At 62.3% G+C, this 22,818-nt stretch carries 20 protein-coding genes and 1 other RNA gene; 11 read left to right on the top strand and 10 right to left on the bottom strand.

All coding sequences use genetic code 11. The features are described from left to right. Positions 1-172: 172 nt before the first annotated feature. The gene (gene def / locus AC1RQ5_RS29510; protein ID WP_398484574.1) at positions 173-694 is read right to left on the bottom strand and encodes a peptide deformylase; all 522 of its coding nucleotides are present in this window, start codon (positions 692-694) and stop codon (positions 173-175) included. 362 nt (positions 695-1,056) lie between these two features. Here def and AC1RQ5_RS29505 point away from each other — a divergent pair, with 362 nt between their 5' ends. Both AC1RQ5_RS29505 and AC1RQ5_RS29500 read left to right on the top strand, forming a co-directional pair. Continuing rightward, positions 1,057-2,418, top strand: a complete 1,362-nt coding sequence (locus tag AC1RQ5_RS29505; RefSeq protein ID WP_493204296.1) for an AmpG family muropeptide MFS transporter — start codon at positions 1,057-1,059, stop codon at positions 2,416-2,418. Positions 2,419-2,547: 129 nt separating this feature from the next. Continuing rightward, positions 2,548-2,850, top strand: a complete 303-nt coding sequence (locus AC1RQ5_RS29500; protein ID WP_493204294.1) for a GIY-YIG nuclease family protein — start codon at positions 2,548-2,550, stop codon at positions 2,848-2,850. A gap of 111 nt (positions 2,851-2,961) precedes the next feature. Here AC1RQ5_RS29500 and AC1RQ5_RS29495 read toward each other — a convergent pair whose 3' ends face one another. The 5 genes from AC1RQ5_RS29495 to ffs form a co-directional block, all read right to left on the bottom strand. Next, positions 2,962-3,405 carry a hypothetical protein gene (locus tag AC1RQ5_RS29495; RefSeq protein WP_493204292.1) on the bottom strand — a complete coding sequence of 148 codons (444 nt, stop codon included), beginning with the start codon at positions 3,403-3,405 and terminating at the stop codon, positions 2,962-2,964. 16 nt (positions 3,406-3,421) lie between these two features. Continuing rightward, a complete protein-coding gene (recR, locus tag AC1RQ5_RS29490) occupies positions 3,422-4,024 on the bottom strand; it encodes a recombination mediator RecR (RefSeq protein ID WP_398483220.1) in 603 nt (200 codons plus the stop codon). A gap of 15 nt (positions 4,025-4,039) precedes the next feature. Further along, positions 4,040-4,360, bottom strand: coding sequence for a YbaB/EbfC family nucleoid-associated protein (locus tag AC1RQ5_RS29485; protein WP_398464868.1), 321 nt, complete (start codon positions 4,358-4,360; stop codon positions 4,040-4,042). A 15-nt stretch (positions 4,361-4,375) separates the two neighbouring features. After that, the gene (locus tag AC1RQ5_RS29480) at positions 4,376-6,244 is read right to left on the bottom strand and encodes a DNA polymerase III subunit gamma/tau (RefSeq protein WP_493204539.1); all 1,869 of its coding nucleotides are present in this window, start codon (positions 6,242-6,244) and stop codon (positions 4,376-4,378) included. A gap of 147 nt (positions 6,245-6,391) precedes the next feature. Continuing rightward, positions 6,392-6,488, bottom strand: an RNA gene (ffs, locus tag AC1RQ5_RS29475) — signal recognition particle sRNA small type. 181 nt (positions 6,489-6,669) lie between these two features. Between ffs and AC1RQ5_RS29470 the strand changes: the two genes are divergently transcribed. The 4 genes from AC1RQ5_RS29470 (at position 6,670) to AC1RQ5_RS29455 (ending at position 9,689) form a co-directional block, all read left to right on the top strand. Then, positions 6,670-7,092 carry an HIT domain-containing protein gene (locus AC1RQ5_RS29470; RefSeq protein ID WP_493204289.1) on the top strand — a complete coding sequence of 141 codons (423 nt, stop codon included), beginning with the start codon at positions 6,670-6,672 and terminating at the stop codon, positions 7,090-7,092. Between the two features lie 5 nt (positions 7,093-7,097). Then, entirely contained in the window at positions 7,098-8,036 is a 939-nt protein-coding gene (nudC, locus tag AC1RQ5_RS29465; protein WP_493204287.1) for an NAD(+) diphosphatase, read from the top strand. A 21-nt stretch (positions 8,037-8,057) separates the two neighbouring features. Beyond that, entirely contained in the window at positions 8,058-8,996 is a 939-nt protein-coding gene (locus AC1RQ5_RS29460; protein ID WP_493204538.1) for a sugar kinase, read from the top strand. 183 nt (positions 8,997-9,179) lie between these two features. Beyond that, positions 9,180-9,689 (top strand): Lrp/AsnC family transcriptional regulator, encoded by a 510-nt coding sequence (locus AC1RQ5_RS29455; RefSeq protein WP_493204285.1) that lies wholly within the window; start codon positions 9,180-9,182, stop codon positions 9,687-9,689. 129 nt (positions 9,690-9,818) lie between these two features. Here AC1RQ5_RS29455 and AC1RQ5_RS29450 read toward each other — a convergent pair whose 3' ends face one another. The 3 genes from AC1RQ5_RS29450 to hrpB form a co-directional block, all read right to left on the bottom strand. Beyond that, positions 9,819-11,318 carry a phosphomannomutase/phosphoglucomutase gene (locus AC1RQ5_RS29450; RefSeq protein ID WP_398483209.1) on the bottom strand — a complete coding sequence of 500 codons (1,500 nt, stop codon included), beginning with the start codon at positions 11,316-11,318 and terminating at the stop codon, positions 9,819-9,821. Positions 11,319-11,458: 140 nt separating this feature from the next. Further along, positions 11,459-11,980 carry a TIGR02281 family clan AA aspartic protease gene (locus AC1RQ5_RS29445; protein WP_398483207.1) on the bottom strand — a complete coding sequence of 174 codons (522 nt, stop codon included), beginning with the start codon at positions 11,978-11,980 and terminating at the stop codon, positions 11,459-11,461. A 128-nt stretch (positions 11,981-12,108) separates the two neighbouring features. Continuing rightward, the gene (gene hrpB, locus AC1RQ5_RS29440) at positions 12,109-14,580 is read right to left on the bottom strand and encodes an ATP-dependent helicase HrpB (protein ID WP_493204283.1); all 2,472 of its coding nucleotides are present in this window, start codon (positions 14,578-14,580) and stop codon (positions 12,109-12,111) included. Positions 14,581-14,730: 150 nt separating this feature from the next. On the opposite strand from hrpB, the gene AC1RQ5_RS29435 reads away from it, so the two are divergent. Both AC1RQ5_RS29435 and polA read left to right on the top strand, forming a co-directional pair. Then, complete coding sequence (locus tag AC1RQ5_RS29435; RefSeq protein WP_493204282.1) at positions 14,731-15,789, top strand: acyltransferase family protein; 1,059 nt, start codon at positions 14,731-14,733, stop codon at positions 15,787-15,789. A 159-nt stretch (positions 15,790-15,948) separates the two neighbouring features. Next, positions 15,949-18,975 (top strand): DNA polymerase I, encoded by a 3,027-nt coding sequence (gene polA / locus AC1RQ5_RS29430; protein ID WP_493204280.1) that lies wholly within the window; start codon positions 15,949-15,951, stop codon positions 18,973-18,975. A gap of 106 nt (positions 18,976-19,081) precedes the next feature. Here polA and AC1RQ5_RS29425 read toward each other — a convergent pair whose 3' ends face one another. Beyond that, positions 19,082-19,708 carry a glutathione S-transferase family protein gene (locus tag AC1RQ5_RS29425; RefSeq protein WP_493204278.1) on the bottom strand — a complete coding sequence of 209 codons (627 nt, stop codon included), beginning with the start codon at positions 19,706-19,708 and terminating at the stop codon, positions 19,082-19,084. Positions 19,709-19,850: 142 nt separating this feature from the next. On the opposite strand from AC1RQ5_RS29425, the gene pyrE reads away from it, so the two are divergent. The 3 genes from pyrE to AC1RQ5_RS29410 all read left to right on the top strand — a co-directional run bounded on the left by pyrE (position 19,851) and on the right by AC1RQ5_RS29410 (position 22,813). After that, entirely contained in the window at positions 19,851-20,414 is a 564-nt protein-coding gene (gene pyrE / locus AC1RQ5_RS29420) for an orotate phosphoribosyltransferase (RefSeq protein WP_398464630.1), read from the top strand. 51 nt (positions 20,415-20,465) lie between these two features. Further along, positions 20,466-21,884, top strand: a complete 1,419-nt coding sequence (locus AC1RQ5_RS29415) for a sodium:proton antiporter (RefSeq protein WP_493204277.1) — start codon at positions 20,466-20,468, stop codon at positions 21,882-21,884. Between the two features lie 101 nt (positions 21,885-21,985). Then, positions 21,986-22,813, top strand: coding sequence for a DUF2865 domain-containing protein (locus AC1RQ5_RS29410; RefSeq protein ID WP_493204275.1), 828 nt, complete (start codon positions 21,986-21,988; stop codon positions 22,811-22,813). Positions 22,814-22,818: the final 5 nt, after the last annotated feature.

Genomic DNA, 22,818 nt, shown 5'->3' with positions numbered 1-22,818 from the left:
TCGAGTATGGCGCTATAGAAGCCCCTCATGGTGAGGAGCCCGCAACTTGTCCGCCGTAGCTCGAAGAGCGAAGGCGGAAGCGGGCGTCTCGAACCATGCAGGCCGCACGCTATCCCCATCGCTCAAGCGCCATATGCGCTAGCCCTGTCATTACAGGGGAGACTGGCGAGCCTCAGCCCACGCGCTTGGCGATCTTCGTGAATTTCTTCATCACGCGATCACGCTTGAGCTTCGACAGGTAATCGACGAACAGCACGCCATTGAGATGGTCGATCTCGTGCTGGATGCAGGTGGCAAACAGGCCGGAAGCGTCTTCTTCCACGAGCTTGCCGTCGAGATCGAGATAGCGGATGCGCACCGTCGCCGGGCGTTCCACTTCCTCGTAATATTCCGGGATCGACAGGCAGCCTTCCTCGTAGACCGAGAGCTCTTCCGAGGCCGAGATGATCTCCGGATTGATGAAGACGCGCGGCTGCTTGCCGCCTTCCTCGTCATCCTTCTTGGCGAGATCCATGGTGATCAGGCGGAGCGGAACCGCGATCTGGATCGCCGCCAGGCCGATGCCGGGGGCGTCATACATGGTCTCGAACATGTCGTCGGCGAGCTTGCGCACCTCCGACGTCACCGTCTCGACAGGTTTGGAGATCAGCCGCAACTGTTTGTCCGGCAGAATGATGATTTCACGAATGGCCATGGCGGGCGATTTAATCCGCGCGTGTTGCGCGGTCAATGCGCGGGATGGGCATTAACCTTGCGGTAACCATGTCCGTTAGGAAAGGATTAACCATGGCTGTTGAGGACTGATTAACCATATCGCTCAACGCTTCATTAACCATGGACGTTTACTTTTTGTTCACGATCGGCGTCTTTGCGAATTGAGCAGCGACGCTCGGTTCACCTCTCCCCACCGGGGAGAGGTCGATCCGGCGTAGCGCAGCGAAGCCGGAGCGGGTGAGGGGGTGCCGCAGGCGACGTCACTTGCGGAAGCCCCCTCACCCGCGCGCAAATGCGCGCGACCTCTCCCCGATGGGGAGAGGTGAAGAAGAGTTCAGACCTATGACCACAGCGCCCGATACGCCCGACGCCACCCTGCAGCCCCGCGCCACCTGGCGCGAGAGCATGGCGGTCTATCTGCAGCCGCGCGTGCTGATCGTGCTGATGCTCGGCCTGTCCTCGGGTCTGCCGCTCGCATTGTCCGGCTCGACACTGCTGGTCTGGATGCGCGAGAGCGGCGTCGACCTCGGCACCATCGGCCTGTTCGCGCTGGTCGGCACGCCCTACACGCTGAAATTCCTCTGGGCGCCGCTGGTGGACGCGCTGCATGTGCCGTTCTTCACCCGCGCCTTCGGCCGCCGCCGCGGCTGGCTGGTGTTTTCGCAATTGCTGCTGATCGCCGCGATCCTGCTGCTCGCACTTACCGATCCCGCACGCTCTCCACTGTTCGTGGCGCTTGGCGCGCTGCTGGTCGCTGCGATGTCATCGACTCAGGACATCGTGGTCGATGCGTTTCGCGTCGAGAGCCTGCCGGAGAGCGAGCAGGCCGCCGGCATGGCCTCCTATGTGGCGGCGTATCGAATCGGCATGCTGATCTCCACCGCCGGCATCCTGTTCCTGGTCAGCGCCTTCGAGGCCACCGGTATCGCACGCTCCTCCGCCTGGATGTGGGGCTATGTGGTGATGGCCGCGATGGTGCTGATCGGCACCGTCACGGCGTTGCTCGCCACCGAACCCGAGCAATCCGCGCAGGCCGAAGCGGCTACCCGCGGCGAAAGCGCGTTCCAGCGCGTGCTGCGCGCCGCCATCGGCGCGTTCTCCGAATTTCTTGCACGCAAGGACGCCTGGGCCGCACTCGCTTTCGTCGTGCTGTTCAAATTCACAGACGCGTTCTCGGGCACGATGACCGCCCCTTTCGTCATCGATCTCGGTTTCACCCGCAATGACTACGCCGCCATCGTCAAAGGCGTCGGCCTCGCCGCCACGCTGATCGGCGGTTTTGCCGGCGGTTTTGTCGCGCGGCGCTATTCGCTGGCGGCGAGCCTGTGGATCGGTGCCGTGCTTCAGGCGGTATCGAATCTCGCTTTCGCCTGGCTGGCGCTGGTCGGCGTCAATCAATGGGCATTGGCGCTGGCAATCTCGGTCGAGAATTTCACCAGTGCGATCGGCACGGTGATTTTCGTCGCCTATCTCTCCGCGCTCTGCAAGAATCCGCTGCACACGGCCACGCAATATGCATTGCTGACGGCGCTCGCGGCGGTGGGGCGGACTTATCTGTCAGCCGGCGCAGGCTATGTCGCGCAGGCGACGGGATGGCCGATGTTCTTCGTGATCAGTGTGATTGTGGCGGTGCCAAGCCTGGTGTTGCTGCTGTGGCTGCAGCGACGCGGGCATTTTGCGGCGTTGGGGCCGATGAAGATCTAGCCGCCCGTTGTCGTCACCCGGCTTGACCGGGTGACCCAGTACACACAATCATCTGTGAGTATACTGGATCGCCCGATCAAGTCGGGCGATGACAGATGGAGACTGAACGCGCGCTCACGAGCTTCAGTGATGCGGACGTACACATTCTACGTCTATATCCTGGCCAGTCGCATCGGCGGCACGCTCTACATCGGCGTGACGAACAATATCATCCGCCGTGTCGCTGAACATAGAGCGAAGACTGCCGAGGGTTTTACGAAGAAGTACGACGTCGATCGTCTGGTTTACTTCGAGTGTTTCGACCACATCGAATACGCGATCCATCGCGAGAAGCGATTGAAGAAATGGACGCGTGAGTGGAAGATCGCACTGATCGAGAAGGATAATCCCAACTGGGATGATCTGTATCCAGCACTTTTGAGACAGGCATAGCCTCTCTTGTCATCACCCGGCTTGACCGGGTGATCCAGTACACACCGCAGCCTCAGCGTTTACTGGATCGCCCGGTCAAGCCGGGCGACGACAACAGAGCAGATGGCCGCCCTAATTCGTCTTCCCCACCAAACTCCACTTCGTCACCAGCGCTTCGCTCATCTGCCCGGCCTGCTCGGCGCATGCAACCTCGGCGACCTTGAACGCCACTTCCTTGCCGACCAGTCGCTTCAGCTGCGTCGCCTGCGCTTCACCGGCGACCACGATCTCGAACGTCTCCGGCCCCGTCTCCAGATTGCACAGCCCCGCCGGCGCTGGCAGGCGGCGCGGTTCGGTGACCACCTGATACACATCCACGCGCTTGCCCTTGGCATCGCGGCTGCGCATGGCATTGAGCTGGCCATGGAGCACATCACCCAGCTTCATGTCCTTCGGCGCCACCGGCTTGGCCGGCGCTTGCTCAGCATCTGACGCCGCATAAGCGACCGAAGTCCCTGCGCCCGCCATCACAAGCATCGCCGCGCAAAGCTGCGCCTTGAATCCAGATCGTGTCATCGAAAACAGTCCCGTCTTAAAACAAAGTCCGCTGTCGCATCGCCGCCGACAGCGTGCCTTCGTCGAGATAGTCCAACTCGCCGCCCACCGGCACGCCATGCGCCAGGCGGGTCACTTTCACATTGGCCTCCTGAAGAAGGTCGGTGATGTAATGTGCTGTCGTCTGGCCATCCACGGTCGCATTCAGCGCCAGGATGACTTCCGTCACTTCCGGCGCATGCGCCCGAGCGACCAGCGCATCGATGGTCAGATCGCCGGGCCCGACACCATCGAGCGGCGACAGCGTGCCGCCGAGCACATGATATTTGCCGGGCGCCGCATTCGCGCGCTCCAGCGCCCAGAGATCAGCGACATCGGCCACGACGACAATGGTCGTCGGATCGCGCCTTGCATCCGTACAGATCGTGCATGGCGATTGCGTGTCGATATTGCTGCAGACCTTGCAGACCTGTACGCGATCGATCGCCGTCTGCAGTGCGCCGGCCAGCGGCGTCATCAACGCATCGCGCTTCTTGATCAGATGCAGCGCCGCCCGCCGCGCCGAACGCGGCCCGAGGCCGGGCAATCGCGCCAACAACTGGATCAGGCGCTCGATTTCAGGTCCGGCAACGGAGGCCATGGTCGTTCGAAACCTTTAGCCGAGGCCCATTCCGGGCGGCAGGCCGAGGCCGCCAGTCAGCGACTGCATCTTCTCCTGCATCGCCGCTTCCGCCTTGCGGCGCGCATCACCCAGCGCAGTCACCAGCAGGTCCTCGAGAATCTCGACATCTTCCGGCTTCACCAGCGACGGATCGATCTTCACGGCTTTCACTTCGGTCTTTGCGGTCATGCGCACCGAGACGAGACCGCCGCCGGACACGCCCTCGACCTCCACATGGTCGAGCTCTTCCTGCATCGCCTTCATCTTCGACTGCAGCTGCGCCGCCTGCTTCATCATGCCGAGAAAGTCAGCCATCACTCGTCCTCGTTTTTAATCGTCGTCGCCGGGGTCGGCGCCATCATCGGTGATCAGGGCGTCGTCGTCGCCTTCCGGAATTTCGGGGGCCAGCAAACGCACTTCCATCTTGGCGCCGGGGAATTTCGCGAACACCGCCTGCACGCGCGGATCGGCTTCGGCGCTGCGCTGGCGTTCGTTCTTCTGCTCCTGCACCTGCTCGCGGATCGTCGCCTGGCCTTGCTCGTTCGACACGATCACGGCCCAGCGTCGGCCCGTCCACATTTCCAGTTTGCGCGAGAGGTCATTGATCAGCGAGCGCGCGGCGGTGCGCTCCATCGCAAGTTCGAGCCGGCCATCCTCGATGCGGATCAGGCGCACATCGGCTTCCAGCGCGCCGCGCACCATCAGGTCACGCTTTTCGCCCGCCAATGCGATCAATTCGGGGAAGGTCGAGATTTTCAGCACCGTCGCGGGCTGAGCTTCGGCCATGCCGACCTGCGGCCGCGGCGCCGGCTCGGCATTGCCACGCTGCATGGTCGGGCCGCGCGGTGCGCCCGACATGGTGGGCGCCGAGGGCGGCGACATGGATGGCATCTGCGTGGACGACTGCGCCGAGGGTGCGTTCAATGCCGGGGCGGGGCGGCCACCGCCATTGCCAATCACGGGCGACGATCCGCCGCCCTGTTCGATCATGCGAATGGCTTCATCCGGCGTCGGCAGATCGGCGACATAGGCGATGCGCACCAGCACCATCTCGGCCGCCGCAGCCGGACGCGTCGCGCCCTGCACCTCGGTGATGCCCTTCAGCAGCATCTGCCACATCCGCGACAACACGCGCATGGAAAGCTTTGATGCAAAGTCTCGCGCCCGCAGGCGCTCGGTCTCGCCGAACGCGACATTGTCGGCCGTCGCCGGCACGATTTTGACGCGGGTGACGAAATTGACGAATTCGGCGAGGTCGCTCAGCACCACGATCGGATCGGCGCCGACATCGTATTGCTCGCGGAATTCCTTGAAGGCCGCGGCGATATCGCCGCGTGCCAGCGAATCGAACAGATCGATGACGCGGGTGCGATCGGCGAGGCCAAGCATCTGCCGGACCGCATCGGCCTTCACGAGACCCGCGGCATGAGCAATCGCCTGATCGAACAGCGACAGCGAATCGCGCACCGAGCCTTCGGCTGCGCGCGCGATGATGCCGAGCGCTTCCGGCTCGACCTCGACGCCTTCCTTGCCGGCGATGTTCGACAGATGCGACATCAGCACATCGGCATCGACGCGGCGCAGGTCGAAGCGCTGGCAGCGCGACAGCACCGTGATCGGCACCTTGCGGATTTCGGTGGTCGCGAACACGAATTTGGCGTGCTCCGGCGGCTCCTCCAGCGTTTTCAGGAACGCGTTGAAGGCCGCCGTCGACAGCATGTGGACTTCGTCGATGATATAGACCTTGTAGCGCGCGCTGGATGGCGCATAGCGCACGCTGTCATTGATCTGGCGGACGTCATCGACGCCGGTATGCGAGGCGGCATCCATTTCCAGCACGTCGATATGACGGCTTTCCATAATAGCTTTGCAATGCACGCCATGCGTCGGCATCTGGATGGTCGGCCCCTTCACGGAGCCATCGGCCATCTCGTAATTCAGCGCCCGCGCCAGAATGCGCGCCGTGGTGGTCTTGCCGACTCCGCGCACGCCGGTGAGGATCCAGGCCTGCGGAATCCGGCCGGTCTCGAACGCATTCGAGACAGTGCGCACCAGCGCTTCCTGGCCGATCAGATCGTCAAAGTTTCCCGGCCGGTATTTTCGGGCCAGCACCCGATAGGGCGTCGCCGCTGTTGGCGCATTCATTGCGAAGCCGGCCTGGGCGTCATCATCGGAAGGGGGCATGCCGGCATCGGTCATCGAGAAATCCGCAATGTGTTGTCTCAAGAGGCCGGTTTGCGGAACATCGGGCAGATCGACCGGCAAAACATCGATGTTGCTGCCGGGATGCCGCCTGTCCACCGGGCGAAATCCAGCGCGAAACGCCGAATTTGCTCGATAAAACAAGTAGGAGACTGACGAGCGACCCGATCCGGATCTCGTTAGGGCTGCTACCTTCCGGTCCTGACCCGATTGGCGAGTGGCTCGTCCACCGCCAATCTCCCGGTGCCTATTTGGGGCCAAACCGGCCGGAAAGCAAGCGCAGCGCGTGCCGCAACTTTGCCTCAGGATCTGCCTCCGTGTTGCCGCAAGAAATCGTGGCGGATACGCGCAAAAGCATGCACCACGGAGTTGTTTGCGCCGCCAGTTCCTGCGACGCTGCGCAACAAAAATCGAGAGACCGAATGGCCACCACGCCCGCCTTCGAGCTGCACAGACAGCTCCAGCAAGACACCATCGACATCGGCGACCTGCCCCTCAGCCGCGTGCTGGTGGTGAAGGACGCGCATTATCCCTGGCTGATGCTGGTGCCACGCCGCCCCGACATCATCGACATCATCGATCTCGACGAGGTCGCGCAGGCGCAGCTGACGACCGAGATCAATCGCGTCGGCCGCGCGCTCAAGGAAGTCACCCGTTGCGACAAGCTTAATGTCGCCGCCCTCGGCAATGTCGTGCCGCAGCTTCACGTCCACATCATCGCACGTCGCAAGACCGACGCTGCCTGGCCGCGCCCGGTCTGGGGCGTGATGCCGCCGCTCGCGCATGATGCCGAGGAAGTGCAGCGTTTTATCTCGGAACTCCGTCGCAAGATCTGGCTCGGTTGAATCATATGACAAGCAAGCTGTTTCCCCTCGGCCAGCCGGCCTTCATCTCCAACACCCTCGATCGCGCCGCGCATCTGCGCTTCAGCGACGAAAAGCTCTTTGCCCTTGAAAACAAGAGCGACAGCCGCGCTTACGTGATCTATCGCGACTCGCTGGTGATGAAGAAGGACGGCGACAATGTCCGCGCGCTGCTCTCCATCGACGAGGCCGTCAAATTCGGCGCCAATCCCGGCACCATTTTTCTCGGCCTGCGCGATGGCGCGGCGGTGTTCGGCATGGGCATCTCCGCACCCGCCGCGGAAAAGCTGGTCGGCCGCGACGATGTGGCCGTGTCCGAGTTGCGTGGCATGGCGATGCAGGGCGTGGTGCCGCCGGACCAGCTCTCGGCCATCGCGCAGGCCAAATCGATGGTGTCCTGGCATCAGCGCCACGGCTTCTGCGCCAATTGCGGCGCCAAGTCCTCGATGGCTGAAGGCGGCTGGAAGCGTGTCTGCCCGAGTTGCAAGACCGAGCATTTTCCGCGCACCGATCCCGTCGTCATCATGCTGGTGGAGAAGGGCGACAAATGCCTGCTCGGCCGCCAGAAGCAGTTCGCGCCGGGTATGTATTCGTGCCTCGCCGGCTTCGTCGAAGCGGCGGAGACCATCGAGGATGCCGTGAAGCGCGAGATCTTTGAGGAATCCGGCATCCGCTGCACCGACGTCACCTACTACATGACGCAGCCCTGGCCCTATCCATCATCCCTGATGATCGGCTGCTCGGCGCGCGCCCTGACCGACGACATCGTTATCGACAAAATGGAACTTGAGGACGCCCGGTGGTTTGACCGTGACGAGGCAATGCTGATGTGGAAGCGCGAGCACCCGGACGGGCTCGCGGGGCCGCATCCCTTTGCCATCGCGCATCATCTGCTTGGACGGTGGCTGCATCCCGACCAAGCTTGAATCGAAGCCTGACTAACGGGGATTTCCATGACTGCTCAGCCCAAGCGCGTCCTGTGCATCGGCCTGCCCGTGCGCGACCTGACCTTCGCCGTCGAATCCGTGCCCGGCCGCGGCCAGAAATTTCCATCCCAGCGCTTTGCGCAGATCATCGGCGGCAATGCGCTGAATGCGGCGATCGGCGTCAACCGGCTGGGCGGCAAGGCCGCCATGACCGGCCCGATGGGCGACAAGAGCGAGACTGCCGACCAGTTCCTGTTCGACGATCTCGCCAAGGAAGGCATCGATGCCACGCATCTCGTGCATATGCCGGGCCTCGTGACGCCGATTTCGGCGGTCATGATCGATCCCACGGGCGAACGCACCATCGTCACCTTTCGCGATCCAAAATTGTGGGACGTGAAGTTGCCGGCTCACGATGTCCTGCTGAAGGACTGCGACGCGATCCTGGTCGAAAGCCGCTGCGCCGGCTTCGCCACCGATCTCTGCATCGAGGCGCGCCATCGCGGCATTCCCGTCGTCGTCGATATCGACAGCACCATCTCCCAGCGCGAGGGCCTGCTGACCGCATCCTCGCATCTGATCTTCTCCGACGAAGCACTGCAGACCACCGCGGGCATTCATGACAACCTCAAGGCGCTGCAGAAGCTCGCCACGCTGACCTCGTCCTTCCTTGCCGTCACCCGTGGACCCAAGGGGACGCTATGGCTGGACGAACAGGGGAATCCGAAGGAGACACCGGCCTTCCCCGTCCATGTGGTCGATACGCTCGGGGCAGGTGATATTTTCCACGGCGCCTTCGCGCTGGAATTCGCCGGCGGCAAATCCGTGCCGGAAGCGCTTCGTTTCGCCTCGGCCGCCGCGGCTCTGAAATGCACCCGCTATGGCGGCGCGTTTGCCTGCCCGCAACGTGCTGAAGTCGAACAGCTTTTGCGGGATTCGAAAGTGGGCGCGCTGAGCTGAAGCCGGAGGATGAGTTGACGAGGGCGCGAAACGCTGGAGTGAAAATCCATCGTCCTCATGTGAGAAATGACGGGTTTTCGCTACGTTCAGCCCATCCGACAACATAGATCCACTCACCTTGATTTAGAAGATTGTTCCATATATTAGGTCTATCGACCCTATAATTAGAACAAAGTTCTTCTCATGACCGATGTCCTCGACCAAGCCTCCGAATCGACCCGCCGTCTAGATGCGATCGATCGCAAGATTCTGACCGTCCTGCAGGAGGACGCATCGCTGTCCGTGGCGGAAATCGGGGATCGTGTTGGTCTGTCATCGACGCCATGCTGGAAGCGCATTCAGCGCCTCGAAGCGGATGGCGTGATCCTGCGCCGGGTCGCCCTCGTCGATCAGAACAAGATCGGACTCGGCATCTCGGTGTTCGTTTCGGTGGAGAGCAGCGACCACTCTGACGCCTGGCTGAAGAAGTTTGCTGAAGCCGTCAGCGCGATGCCGGAAGTGATGGAATTCTATCGCATGGCCGGCGACGTCGATTACATGCTGCGGGTCGTCGTCGCCGACATGCAGAGCTATGACGTGTTCTACAAGAAGCTGATCAGCGCCGTGGCGCTGAAGAACGTGACGTCGCGATTCGCGATGGAAAAGATCAAGTCGGTGACGGCACTGCCCGTGCCGCCGATGCCTGCGAACTGACGGCTTGCAACTGTCGTCGCCCGGCTTGACCGGGCGACCCAGTACACACCTGATTGGCGCATTATCACGACAGTTAGAGTTTACTGGATCGCCCGCTTTCGCGGGCGATGACAGTTTGAGACCGACAGCTCAGATCGTCTGATTATACGCACCCACTTCCGGATGCGTCTTTAGCACGAGATTGACCGCATCGAACATGTCATGCATGCGCTGCTTCGATACCGGGCTTTCGACCACGACCACCAGTTCCGGCTTGTTCGATGAAGCCCGCACCAGACCCCAGCTGCCATCCTCGCAGGTGACGCGCACGCCGTTGACCGTGACCAGATCGCGGATCGGCTGACCAGCGACCTTGTCGCCCTTCTTCTGCGCGGCCTCGAAATGCTTCACCACGGCATCGACGACGCCATATTTGGTTTCGTCGGCACAATGCGGCGACATAGTCGGCGATGACCACGTCTTCGGCAACGCCTCCTTGAGATCCGCCATGCTCTTGCCGGGCGCACGATCCAGCATCTCGCAGATTGCGATGGCCGAGACGAGACCATCGTCATAGCCGCGACCGACCGGGGCATTGAAGAAGAAGTGGCCGGACTTCTCGAAGCCCGCCAACGCCTTCAATTCATGGGTACGGCGCTTCATGTAGGAATGGCCGGTCTTCCAGTATGTCGTCTTGGCATTCTGTGCCTGCAGCACGGGATCGGTGATGAAGAGCCCCGTCGATTTCACGTCGACGACGAATTCCGCATTCTTGTGAACCGCCGACATGTCGCGCGCGAGCATCACGCCAACCTTGTCCGCGAAGATTTCCTCACCGGTGTTATCGACGACGCCACAACGATCGCCGTCACCATCGAAACCGAGGCCGACATCGGCCTTGTGTTCGAGCACCGCATCGCGGATCGCGTGCAGCATCTCCATGTCTTCCGGATTCGGATTGTATTTCGGGAAAGTGTGATCGAGCTCGACATCGAGCGGGATCACCTCGCATCCGATCGCCTCCATCACCTGCGGGGCGAAAGCGCCGGCGGTGCCGTTGCCGCAAGCGACGACGACCTTCAGCTTGCGCTTGAGCTTAGGACGATTGGTGAGATCGGCGATGTAACGCGCCGGATAATTTTCATGGAAGTGATAAGAACCGCCAGCCTTGTTCTTGAACTCGGCGTTGAGCACGATCTCTTTCAACCGCGTCATTTCATCGGGGCCGAACGTCAGCGGCTTGTTGGCGCCCATCTTCACGCCGGTCCAGCCATTGTCGTTATGCGAGGCGGTGACCATGGCGACGCAGGGCACGTCGAGATCGAATTGCGCAAAATAGGCCATCGGTGTGACGGCGAGGCCGATATCATGCACCTTGCAGCCTGCCGCCATCAGGCCCGTCATCAGCGCATATTTGATCGAGGCGGAGTAGCCGCGGAAATCGTGACCGGTGACGATTTCCTGCTTCTGGCCAAGCTCGCCGATCAGCACGCCGAGCCCCATGCCCAGCGCCTGCACGCCCATCAGGTTGATTTCCTTGCCGAACAGCCAGCGCGCGTCATATTCGCGAAAGCCAGTGGCCTTCACCATTGGCTCGGATTCGTAGGCATAGGTATTTGGCACGAGCAAGGGTTTGGGCTTCGGAAACATCGACGACCTCTCGCGAATGATGATGTTTTTTATTTGAATAGCACAGCCTTAGCTGCCCTGCGCGCCATTGGGAAGGCACGACGGTATTCAAGTGACCGAAGGTGTTTGAAATGGGGCCGCAGCGTTAAGCGGAAAGGTTACTACTGCTCGAGAACCATCTGTCCGTTGGAATATTCGAACCGCTTCAGCTTGGAGAGAAACGACAGGCCGAGCAGATTCTCCGACAGTGCCTCATCCGGCAGCACCATGGCATCGACATCACGCACCGTGATATCGCCAACCTGCACCATCGGCAGTTTTGCACGCGCGGCTTTCAGCTTGCCATTCGCCGTTGTCACCGTGGCGTTATATTCGGCGCGCGAGGGACGCAGGCCGAAGCGGGCCGCCGAGGTCTCGTTGAGCGCGATCACCGATGCGCCGGTATCGACCATGAAGCCGATGCGCTGACCATCGATACGCGCTTCGGTCTGGAAGTGACCGCGGGAATCACGGGGGATGGCCAGGCTACGGATGCCGGCCTGTGGTGCGCTGAGAGAAGCAAGGCGGGTGGGCGCAGCTTCCGTGCGTGCCATCGCAGGCGTGGACGTCATCTTGTCGGCAACCTGCGCCATCACGGTACCAAGCCCGATCAGCACGGCTGCAAAAAACATGATGCTACGCATACGCAACCCTTTACCCAATGCATCCCGACGGAACCGCAATCGAGCACGGATCGCCGCCACCGTCCGTACTGGGCCGGCAGACACGGTGCAATTTTCGCGAAAAGGATGAGCGAAGGGTTAAGACGGGGTCATGTTCCCCGCGGCTTGGCCCGCCGCGTCGGCATGGCGGTCGCAGGATCGTCGGGCCAAGGATGGCGCGGATAGCGGCCGCGCAAGTCCGAGCGTACATCCTGATAGCTGCCACGCCAGAAGCCCGGCAAATCGCGCGTCACCTGCACCGGCCGCTGCGCCGGCGACAGCAATTCCAGCACCAGCGGGACCTTGCCCTTGGCGACGGATGGATGGCTGCTCAATCCGAACAGTTCCTGCAGGCGGACGGCGATGGTCGGCCCCTGCTCGGCCTCGTAATCGATGGCCAGCATGCTGCCGGTCGGCGCTTCGAAATGAGTCGGCGCCTCCTTGTCGAGGCGGGCGCGCTGATCCCATGGGAGCAAGTTCATGATGGCGTCAGACAGATCGCCTGCGGAAAAATCTCTGAGCGAGGTTTTGCCGAACAGTGCGGGCATCAGCCAGGTCTCACGCGTATCGATCAACGCCTGATCCGACAGATCAAGCCAGGCATCGCCCTCAGAGGCGCGCAAAAACATGACGCGGCCACGCCACTGTTGCAGCGCCTTGGACCAAGGCAGCCGATCGAGGCCAAGCATCGCCAGGCCATCGGCGAAAACGCGCGCTGCGTCTTCGGAGGCCGTCACCGTCAGCGGCGCTTCCGACAGCGTGATCGCATGCAGCGTGCGCTTGCGGCGGCCACGGAGCGATGTCGAGGCACGATCGAAGCTGATCTCATCGGCATTCTCGATCTGATCGGCGAAGCGCGACTCAATTTCGACTTGCGAGAACGGCGCCGCGAGCAGGATGCGGCCATTGGCAGCGGTGCCAGTGAGTTCGCCGACGGCGATATAGGGCATTTTTGCCAGTGCAGCGCTTTGCTCGACAGATGCGCCGCGGCCATTGGCGAGCACGAAACTGCCATTGCCGCGGTTTTTGGCGATGCGATCCGGGAAGGCGAAAGCGAGCATGGCGCCGGTGGACAGTGGCTCCGTGCTACCGGTGGACGGGGATGACACCTGTGCCGCCCAGCGCTCCACCAACTGCCTCGCACTGCTCGCCCGCTGCGAGCGATCACGGCGAAACTGATCGAGGCGATGATCGAGATCGACACTGTCGCCACCAAGGCCACGTTCCGTGAGGATGGCAGCGATCTCGGCCGCCTCATCGCCATAACCGAAACGCGCTGAATCCACGATCATCCGGGCGAGGCGCGGCGGCAGCGCCAGTGCACGCAGCGCTTGCCCCTCTTCCGTGATGCGGCCATCGGCATCGAGAGCACCAAGTTCGACCAGCAGGCTGCGCGCTTCCTTCAGCGCCGGCAGCGGCGGGGGATCGAGGAAAGTGAGCTGCGCGGGATCGCTGACGCCCCATTGCGCGCAATCAAGCAATAGCGTCGAGAGATCCGCGCTGAGAATTTCCGGCTGCGTGTAAGCGGGCAGCGACGCGGTCTGCGGCTCGTCCCACAGTCGATAGCTGATGCCCGGCTCGGTACGACCTGCGCGACCACGGCGCTGATCCACGGCGGCGCGGGAGGCGCGCACGGTTTCCAGCCGCGTCAGGCCGATGTCAGGCTCATAGCGCGGTACGCGCGCGAGGCCGCAATCGACGACGATGCGGACACCTTCGATGGTTAGCGACGTCTCAGCGATGGAGGTGGCGAGCACCACCTTGCGCTGGCCCTTCGGCGCCGGCTGGATCGCGCGGTCCTGCACGGCGGCATCGAGCGCACCGAACAATGGGACGATCTCGATGGACGCATCCTGCACACGTTCGGCCAGGAAATTCTGCGTACGGCGGATTTCCGCGGCGCCGGGCAGGAAGGCGAGCACGGAGCCACTATCCGCACGCAATGCCGATGCGATCGCGTCGGCCATCTGGCGCTCGATCTGCTGATCGGGCTTGCGGCCGAGATAGCGCGTCTCCACCGGGAAAGCGCGGCCTTCGCTGGCAATCACGGGAGCATCGCCGAGCAGCTTCGCGATCCGTGCGCCATCGATGGTGGCGGACATCACGAGAATGCGGAGATCCTCGCGCAATCCGGTCTGCGCATCGCGCGCGAGCGCGAGACCGAGATCGGCGTCGAGGGAGCGCTCGTGGAATTCGTCGAACAGCACGGCGCCGACCCCGGTGAGTTCGGGATCATCGAGGATCTGCCGTGCAAAGATGCCCTCGGTCACGACTTCGATTCGGGTGCTGCGCGAGATTTTGGAGCCGAAGCGGACGCGGTAGCCGACCGTTTCGCCGGCCCGCTCACCCAGCGTCTTCGCCATGCGTTCGGCGCTGGCGCGCGCGGCGATGCGGCGCGGCTCCAGCATGATGATCTTCTTGCCCTGGAGCCAGGGCACATCGAGCAGCGCCAGCGGCACGCGCGTGGTCTTGCCGGCGCCGGGCGGCGCCACCAGCACGGCCGCATTGGCCGATTGCAGCGCATTCGCGAGATCGCCCAGCACGGCGTCGATGGGCAAAGATGTACCGAAAGTCCGGGTCATGACACTCGTATCTGTTAACGCCCATTAACCAGCCGCGAAAACTCGCGCAAGCGTGACCATCCGATCACCATTTTCGATGGATACTGCAAGGCAATTGAAACCGATTGTCCCGATGATGCGCGCAATAACAGGGCGCCGACAGGGATCGCGATGACCACAAGCGGCACATATGCGGGCGCCGAGCGCGCCATCGCGTCGGAGCGGGTCGACTGGGTCGACTACGCCAAGGGCATCTGCATCATTATGGTGGTGATGATGCATTCGGTGCTGGGCACCGAGCTGGCCGCGGGCCAGACCGGCTACATGCATTACGTGGTCGAATTCGCCAAACCGTTCCGGATGCCGGATTTCTTCCTGATCTCGGGCCTGTTCCTGGCGCGGGTGATCGACCGCGACTGGCGCACCTATCTCGACCGCAAGGTCGTCCATTTCCTGTATTTCTACGTGCTCTGGGTCACCATCCAGTTCGGTTTCAAGGCCCCCGGCTTTGCCGCCGAGCATGGCTGGCCCTATGTGATCAAGCTGTATCTGCTGTCCTATATCGATCCGTTCGGCACGCTGTGGTTCATCTATCTGCTGCCGGTGTTCTTTGTGCTGACCAAAGCCGTGCGAAATGTCCCGGCGGTGCTGATCTGGGGCATCGCGGCACTGCTGGAGAGCCTGCATGTTGCCACCGGCTGGACCGCCATCGACGAATTCTGCGCACGCTTCGTCTATTTTTATTCCGGCTATCTGTTCGCCGCGCAGGTGTTCGCGCTTTCCAATCAAGCTCGCGCCAAGCCCGCGTTTGCGATCGTCGGTCTTGCGATCTGGGCGCTGGCCAATGCTGCCCTCGTGCATGGCGGCGTCAGCGAATGGCCGGTCATGTCGCTCGTGCTCGGCTTTGCCGGCGCCGTGGCGATCATCGTCGTCGGCACGCTGCTGGCGAAGATGCAGTGGCTGAATTTCGTTCGTTTCCTCGGTGAGCATTCCATCGTGATCTATCTCGCCTTCTTCTTGCCAATGGCCACCGCGCGTGCCGTGCTGCTGAAATTCGCTCCGCTCGATATCGGCACCATCGCGCTGCTCGTGACCATCAGCGGCGTGGTCGGCGCATTGGTGATCTGGTGGCTGGCACTGCGCCTGCGCGCGAATTTCCTGTTCGAGCGACCGCAGGCGTTCTGGATCGCGCCGAGGAAGCAGGGCGCACGGCTGCAGGCTGCGGAGTGACCTCTGCCTGTCGTTGCCCGGCTTGACCGGGCAACCCAGTACGCGCTGAAGCTGGCGTTCTATCACGGCCGCCGGCGGTTACTGGATTGCCCGCTTTCGCGGGCAATGACAGGAGATGTCGGGACTGTCATTCCCCGCAAAAATCCTTAAATTGCGGCCATGTCGAAAGCCCCCACAAAAACCTCCGCCGATACCGCCACCGCCGCGAGCCCGACCGCACCGGGCAAAGGCGATCACATCTTTCTGGTGGACGGCTCGTCCTATATCTTCCGCGCCTATCACGCATTGCCCCCGCTCAACCGCAAATCCGACGGCTTGCAGGTCAACGCGGTGCTCGGCTTCTGCAACATGCTGTGGAAACTGATGCGCGACATGCCCCCGGACAACCGGCCGACGCATCTGGCGATCATCTTCGACAAGTCCGAAATCACGTTTCGCAACAAACTCTACCCGGAATACAAGGCGCACCGCCCGCCGGCGCCCGATGACCTGATCCCGCAATTCGCGCTGATCCGCGACGCCGTGCGAGCCTTCGACCTGCCCTGCATCGAACAGGGCGGCTTCGAGGCCGACGACCTGATCGCCACCTATGTGCGGCAGGCCTGCGAGCGCGGCGCCACGGCCACCATCGTGTCGTCCGACAAGGACCTGATGCAGCTCGTGACCGATTGCGTCACCATGTATGACACCATGAAGGACAAGCGCCTCGGCATTGCCGAGGTGATCGAGAAATTCGGCGTCCCACCGGAAAAGGTGGTCGAGGTGCAGGCACTCGCCGGCGACAGTGTGGACAATGTGCCGGGCGTGCCGGGCATCGGCATCAAGACGGCGGCGCAGCTCATCACCGAATATGGCGATCTGGAGACGCTGCTGAATCGCGCGTCCGAAATCAAACAGCCGAAGCGGCGGGAATCGCTGATCGAGCATGCGGAGAAAGCGCGGATCTCGCGGCAGTTGGTGCTGTTGGATGACAAGGTGGCGCTCGACGTACCGCTCGACGATCTCGCGGTGCATGAACCCGATGCGCGAAAACTGATCGCATTCTTGAAGCGAATGGAGTTCACGACCCTCACCCGCCGCGTCGCCGAATATTCGCATATCGATGTGGCCGACGTAACGGCAGAGGCCGAAAGCGGCACCGCAAAGCCAACCGCGAAAAGCGGCGAAGCTGGTGGGCAAGGTGGGGATCTGTTTGGCGACACCAAACAACCATCTGCGGCAAAGAAAACGACCAACGGCATCGGCGCCCACGCGACGGGTCCAGGCGGCAAGGATGTGCTGACGCCGGCCGCTTTCGCAAAGGCCCGAGCAGAAGCGGCGCGCAACACACCGGTGAAGCGCGATGGCTACAAAACCATTCGCAGTCAGGCCGACCTCGATAAATGGATCGCCCGCATCCTCGATACCGGCCACCTCGCGTTCGAAGCCAAAGCAAGCTCGATCGATCCGATGCAAGCCGATATCATCGGCATCGCATTGGCGCTCGGCCCGAATGACGCGGCGTATATTCCCTTCGCCCATCGCCAGTCCGGCGATGGCGCGGGACTGTTCGCCGCCGACCTCGAGCCGGATCAACTCAAGACCGCTGATGCGCTGGAAACACTGAAGCCGCTGCTGGAAACGCCGGGTCTGCTCAAGATCGGCTTCAACATCAAATTCACCGCCGTGCTGCTGGCTCAGCACGGCGTGACGCTGCGCAATCATGACGATGTGCAATTGATGTCCTATGCGCTTGATGCCGGCCGCAATGCGCATGGGCTGGATGCATTGGCCGACAGCTGGCTCGGCCACGCCACGCTGACCCACGGCGAGATCATCGGCTCCGGCAAAGGCAAACTGACCTTCGAACAAGTGAAGATCGACCGCGCCACCGAATATGCCGCCGAGGACGCCGACGTCTTGCTGCGGCTTTGGACCGTGCTGAAGCCGCGCCTCGCGGCCGAACACATGACAACGGTCTATGAGACGCTGGAGCGCCCGCTGATTTCCGTGCTGGCGCGGATGGAACGCCGCGGCATTTCCATCGATCGGCAGGTCCTCTCGAAACTTTCTGCGGATTTCGCGCAGACCGCGGCGCGGATCGAATCCGAGATCAAGGAGATCGCCGGCGAGGATCTCAATATCGGCAGCCCGAAGCAGCTCGGCGACGTGCTGTTCGGCAAGATGGGCCTGCCGGGCGGCTCGAAGACCAAGACCGGCGCATGGTCGACCTCGGCGCAGGTGCTGGATGAGCTGGCCGAACAGGGCCACGAATTTCCGCGAAAAATTCTCGACTGGCGGCAGGTGTCGAAGCTGCGCTCGACCTATACGGACGCGCTGCCGAATTACGTGCATCCGCAGACCCATCGCGTGCACACCACCTACGCGCTGGCGGCGACCACGACGGGTCGCCTGTCGTCCAACGAACCGAACCTGCAGAACATCCCGGTGCGCACCGAGGACGGGCGAAAGATCCGCCGCGCTTTCGTGGCCAGCGAAGGCCACAAGCTGGTCTCGGCCGACTATTCGCAGATCGAGCTGCGCCTGCTGGCCGAGATCGCCGATATCCCGGTGCTGAAACAGGCGTTCCAGGATGGGCTCGACATTCACGCCATGACGGCGTCGGAAATGTTCGGCGTGCCGGTGAAGGACATGCCGGCCGAAGTGCGCCGCCGCGCCAAGGCGATCAATTTCGGCATCATTTACGGCATCTCGGCTTTCGGCCTCGCCAATCAGCTCAGCATCCCGCGCGAAGAGGCCGGGGCCTATATCAAGAAGTACTTTGAGCGCTTCCCCGGCATCCGCGCCTATATGGACGCGACGCGCGACTTCTGCCGCGAGCATGGCTATGTGACCACGCTGTTCGGCCGCAAGTGCCACTATCCCGAGATCAAGGCGAGCAATCCATCGATCCGCGCCTTCAACGAACGCGCAGCGATCAATGCGCGCCTGCAGGGCACCGCCGCCGACATCATCCGCCGCGCCATGGCGCGCATGGAAGATGCACTGGCCGAGAAAAAGCTGACAGCCAAAATGCTGCTGCAGGTTCATGACGAATTGATCTTTGAGGTGCCGGACGACGAGGTGGCAGCAACGCTGCCGGTGGTCCAGCACACGATGCAGGACGCGCCTTTCCCAGCGGTGTTGTTGTCGGTGCCGCTTCAGGTCGATGCGCGGGCAGCGGACAACTGGGAAGAAGCGCATTAAAGCGCACGCATCGTCATTGCGACGAGCAAAGCGACGAAGCAATCCGGTCCTTCGCTTTCCTGGATTGCTTCGCTGCGCTCGCAATGACGGCTGATGGTCCGGAGCTTTAGTCCAGCTTCACCTCAAACCCGCGCTGCACCGCCGGACGGGCCATGAGCTGCTCGTACCAGCGCTTCACATTCGGAAAATCCTCCAGCGCCACTTTGTGGCGCGGATGGCGCCAGGCCCAGCCGAGAATGGCGAAATCCGCCACCGACAGCGTACCCGCAACGAATTCGTGATCCTTCAGCCGCCGATCCAGCACGCCGTAAAGCCGGCGGGTCTCATCGGAGAAGCGCTTGAGGCCGTAGGCACGATCCGCTTCGTTCTCCAGCGCGATGAAATGATGCACCTGGCCGGGCATCGGACCGAATCCGCCCATCTGCCACATCAGCCATTCCAGCACCGGAATGCGATCGCCCAGCGATTTCGGCAGGAACTTGCCGGTCTTCTCGCCGAGATAGAGCAGAATGGCGCCGGATTCGAACACGCTGACCGGCTTGCCGTCCGGCCCATCGGGGTCGACGATGGCCGGAATCTTGTTGTTCGGGCTGATTTTCAGGAAATCCGGCTTCTGCTGGTCGCCCTTCGAGATGTTCACCGGGAACACTTTGTAGGCCAGCCCCATTTCCTCCAGCGCCACCGAGATTTTGCGGCCATTCGGCGTGTTCCAGGTGTGAAATTCGATGGTCATGCGTTTCCCTTCCCGATTTTCTCAACCTGTATCATCGTCCGCCCGCCCCGCAAATGTCGGCTGTTGAAGAGACACCTTGCGCTCTGGCCTATCCGGTCCCAGGCCGGTAAATTGCCGCGGTTTACCTGAAAGAGAGATCGCCTTGTCCAACACAACCGCCCGCGCCCGCCTGCACGAGATCATCCGCGACCGTTCGTTCGGTTATGGCGAGATCACGCTCGCCTCGGGCCGCAAGAGCAATTTCTATTTCAACCTGAAGCCCACCATGTGCGACCCCGAAGGTGCCGCACTGCTGGCCGAACTGACCTATGAGGCGCTCAAGGACGACAAGCTCGATTATGTCGGCGGCCTCGAGATGGGCGCGGTGCCGCTGGCCGGCGCGCTGGCGCAACTGTCCTGGATGAAGGGCGCGCCGATCGGCGCCTTCTTCGTGCGTAAGAAGCCGAAGGAGCATGGCGCCCGCCTTGCCATCGAAGGCCTCACCAAGACCGAGAGCCTCAAAGGCAAGCGCATCGTTATCGTCGAGGACGTCACCACCACCGGCGGCTCGGCCGTGAAGGCACTCGATGCGGTGCGCGAGGCCGGTGCGGAAGTGGCGCTCGTGTTCACCATGGTCGATCGTGATGAAGGCGCCAGCGAGACGTTTGCAGCGGCCGGTGTGCCATTTCGCTCGCTTTACAAGGCATCCGAATTCCTGAAGGGTTGAGCACCGCCGGCCTCTTCGCGAGACCGAATATCGTCTCCGAAAGGCCCGCTCTTGCCTCGTTTTCTCAGCCTCGCCCTCTGCATCGCCATTATCAGCTTCGTGCCAGAGGCAGCCTGTGCGGCCGAAGGACTGAATGGCGCGAAACTGTCGATGCTCTGGGCATTGCCCTTTGCCGGCATCCTGCTGAGCATCGCCACCGGGCCGGTGCTGTATGCACACTTCTGGGAGCACCACTACGGCAAGCTTGCTGCATTGTGGGCGGCGCTGGTCATCGTGCCACTGTGGCTGACGACCGGTACCACGGTGGTTACGCATACGCTGGCCCATACTGTGCTGCTCGAATATTTGCCCTTCATCCTGCTGCTGCTGGCTCTGTTCACCGTGTCAGGCGGCATCTATCTGCAAGGCAATCTGCATGACAGCGTGTTCACCAACACGGTGCTGCTCGCTTTCGGCACGCTGATGGCCAGCATCGTCGGCACCACCGGCGCGTCGATGATCCTGATCCGGCCTCTGCTGCGCGCCAATGATGACCGGCGCCACAATGTCCATGTGGTCGTGTTCTTCATCTTCCTGGTCTCGAATATCGGCGGCTCGCTATCGCCGCTCGGCGATCCACCGCTATTTCTCGGTTTTTTGCGCGGCGTCGATTTCTTTTGGACCACGCAGCATCTCTGGCGCGACACGCTGTTCGTCGCCGGCATCGTGCTGGCGATCTTTATGGCGCTCGACATCTATCTGCATCGCCGCGAAGAACGGCTGCCGAAGATGAAGGACCCGACACCGGATACGCCGCTACGCCTGCATGGCAAGGCCAATCTCCTGCTGCTTCTCGTCATCATCGCCGCGATCCTGATGAGCGGAAGCTGGAAGCCCGGCATTTCGTTCAGCGTGCTCGGCACTCCCGTCGAATTGCAGAACCTGCTGCGCGACGCGATCCTCGTCATCGTCACTTTCGCTTCGCTGGCGCTGACGAAAGCCGAGCATCGCAGGGCCAATGATTTCAAATGGGGACCGATCGCGGAAGTCGCGATTCTGTTCGCCGGCATCTTCATCTGCATCGTGCCTGTGATGGCGATGCTGCAGGCAGGCACCAACGGCCCGTTCGCACCGCTCGTCGCACTGGTGACCCATGCCGACGGCACGCCGAACAATGCCGCCTATTTCTGGCTCACCGGCATCCTGTCGTCATTCCTCGACAATGCACCGACCTATCTCGTCTTCTTCGAACTCGCCGGCGGCGATGCGAAGGCGTTGATGACATCAGGCGCGGCCACGCTGGCGGCGATTTCCGCCGGTGCCGTGTTCATGGGCGCAAATACCTATATCGGCAACGCGCCGAATTTCATGGTCTATGCCATCGCGCGGGATGCCGGCGTGAAGATGCCGAGCTTCTTCGGCTATATGTTGTGGTCGGGCGCCGTGCTGCTGCCGGTGTTCTTCCTCGCGACCTGGGTGTTTTTCCTCTGACATCGCTCGTGGTTACTTCGCGTTTACCATAACCGCCTAGCGTCGCCCCAGGCTGGAATGCTGCGATTCCGGCTGTTGATCATGCGTTGCGGAGCCTGGCGTTGCGTCACACTCGTAAAATTACGCGCCTGCGCCGGCCGTTTGTCGCCATCGGCCTTGCCGCATGTGTCGTGGTCGCGCCACACGGCGCATCCGCGCAAGGCTTCTTCGATTTCCTGTTCGGCGGCGGACAGCCACAGCAAAAGCAGCAGCAACGTCGCGGCGAACCATCGCGGCAGAATGATTTCTTCTCCGATCCGTTCGGCCTCAACACGCCCACCGAACAACCGCCGCCCCAGCGCAGCGCCGGCTATGGCGGCTCCGGCCCGGCCTTCTGCGTGCGCACCTGTGACGGCAAATATTTTCCGCTCGGCCGCAGCGGCGCCAGCCCCGCGCAGATGTGCCAGGCCTTCTGCCCGGCCTCGCCGACCAAGGTCATGTTCGGCAGCAGCATCGACTATGCGTCATCATCGACGGGCGAACGCTATGCCGATCTGCCCAATGCCTTTGCCTATCGCAAGGCGCTGAAAGCTGATTGCACCTGCAATGGCCGCGATCCCGCTGGCCTGGCCCCCATCGACCTCTCGCTCGACACGTCGCTGCGTCCCGGCGATGTGGTCGCCACCACCAACGGCCTCGTCGCCTTCAATGGCATGCGCACCGGCAACAACCAGACGGCCGACTTCACGCCGGTCTCGTCCTATCCGGGCCTGACATCCGATGTCCGCGCCCGGCTCGGCGAGATGAAGGTCGCGCCTGTTGCCGCCGAGATGATCACCGACGAAGCGCCGATGGCGGAAACACCTCGCGAGATCGCGCCGCTGCCGGCCACGACGGTCGCGCCGAAGCGAATGCCAGCGCCCGGCGCAAAACGCGCCGAGCTCGACTGACAACC

This window comes from Tardiphaga sp. GW821-FHT12E02 (assembly GCF_058807155.1).
The sequence above is the reverse complement of the archived record's forward strand: the minus strand, read 5'-3'. Positions and strand labels throughout refer to the sequence as shown.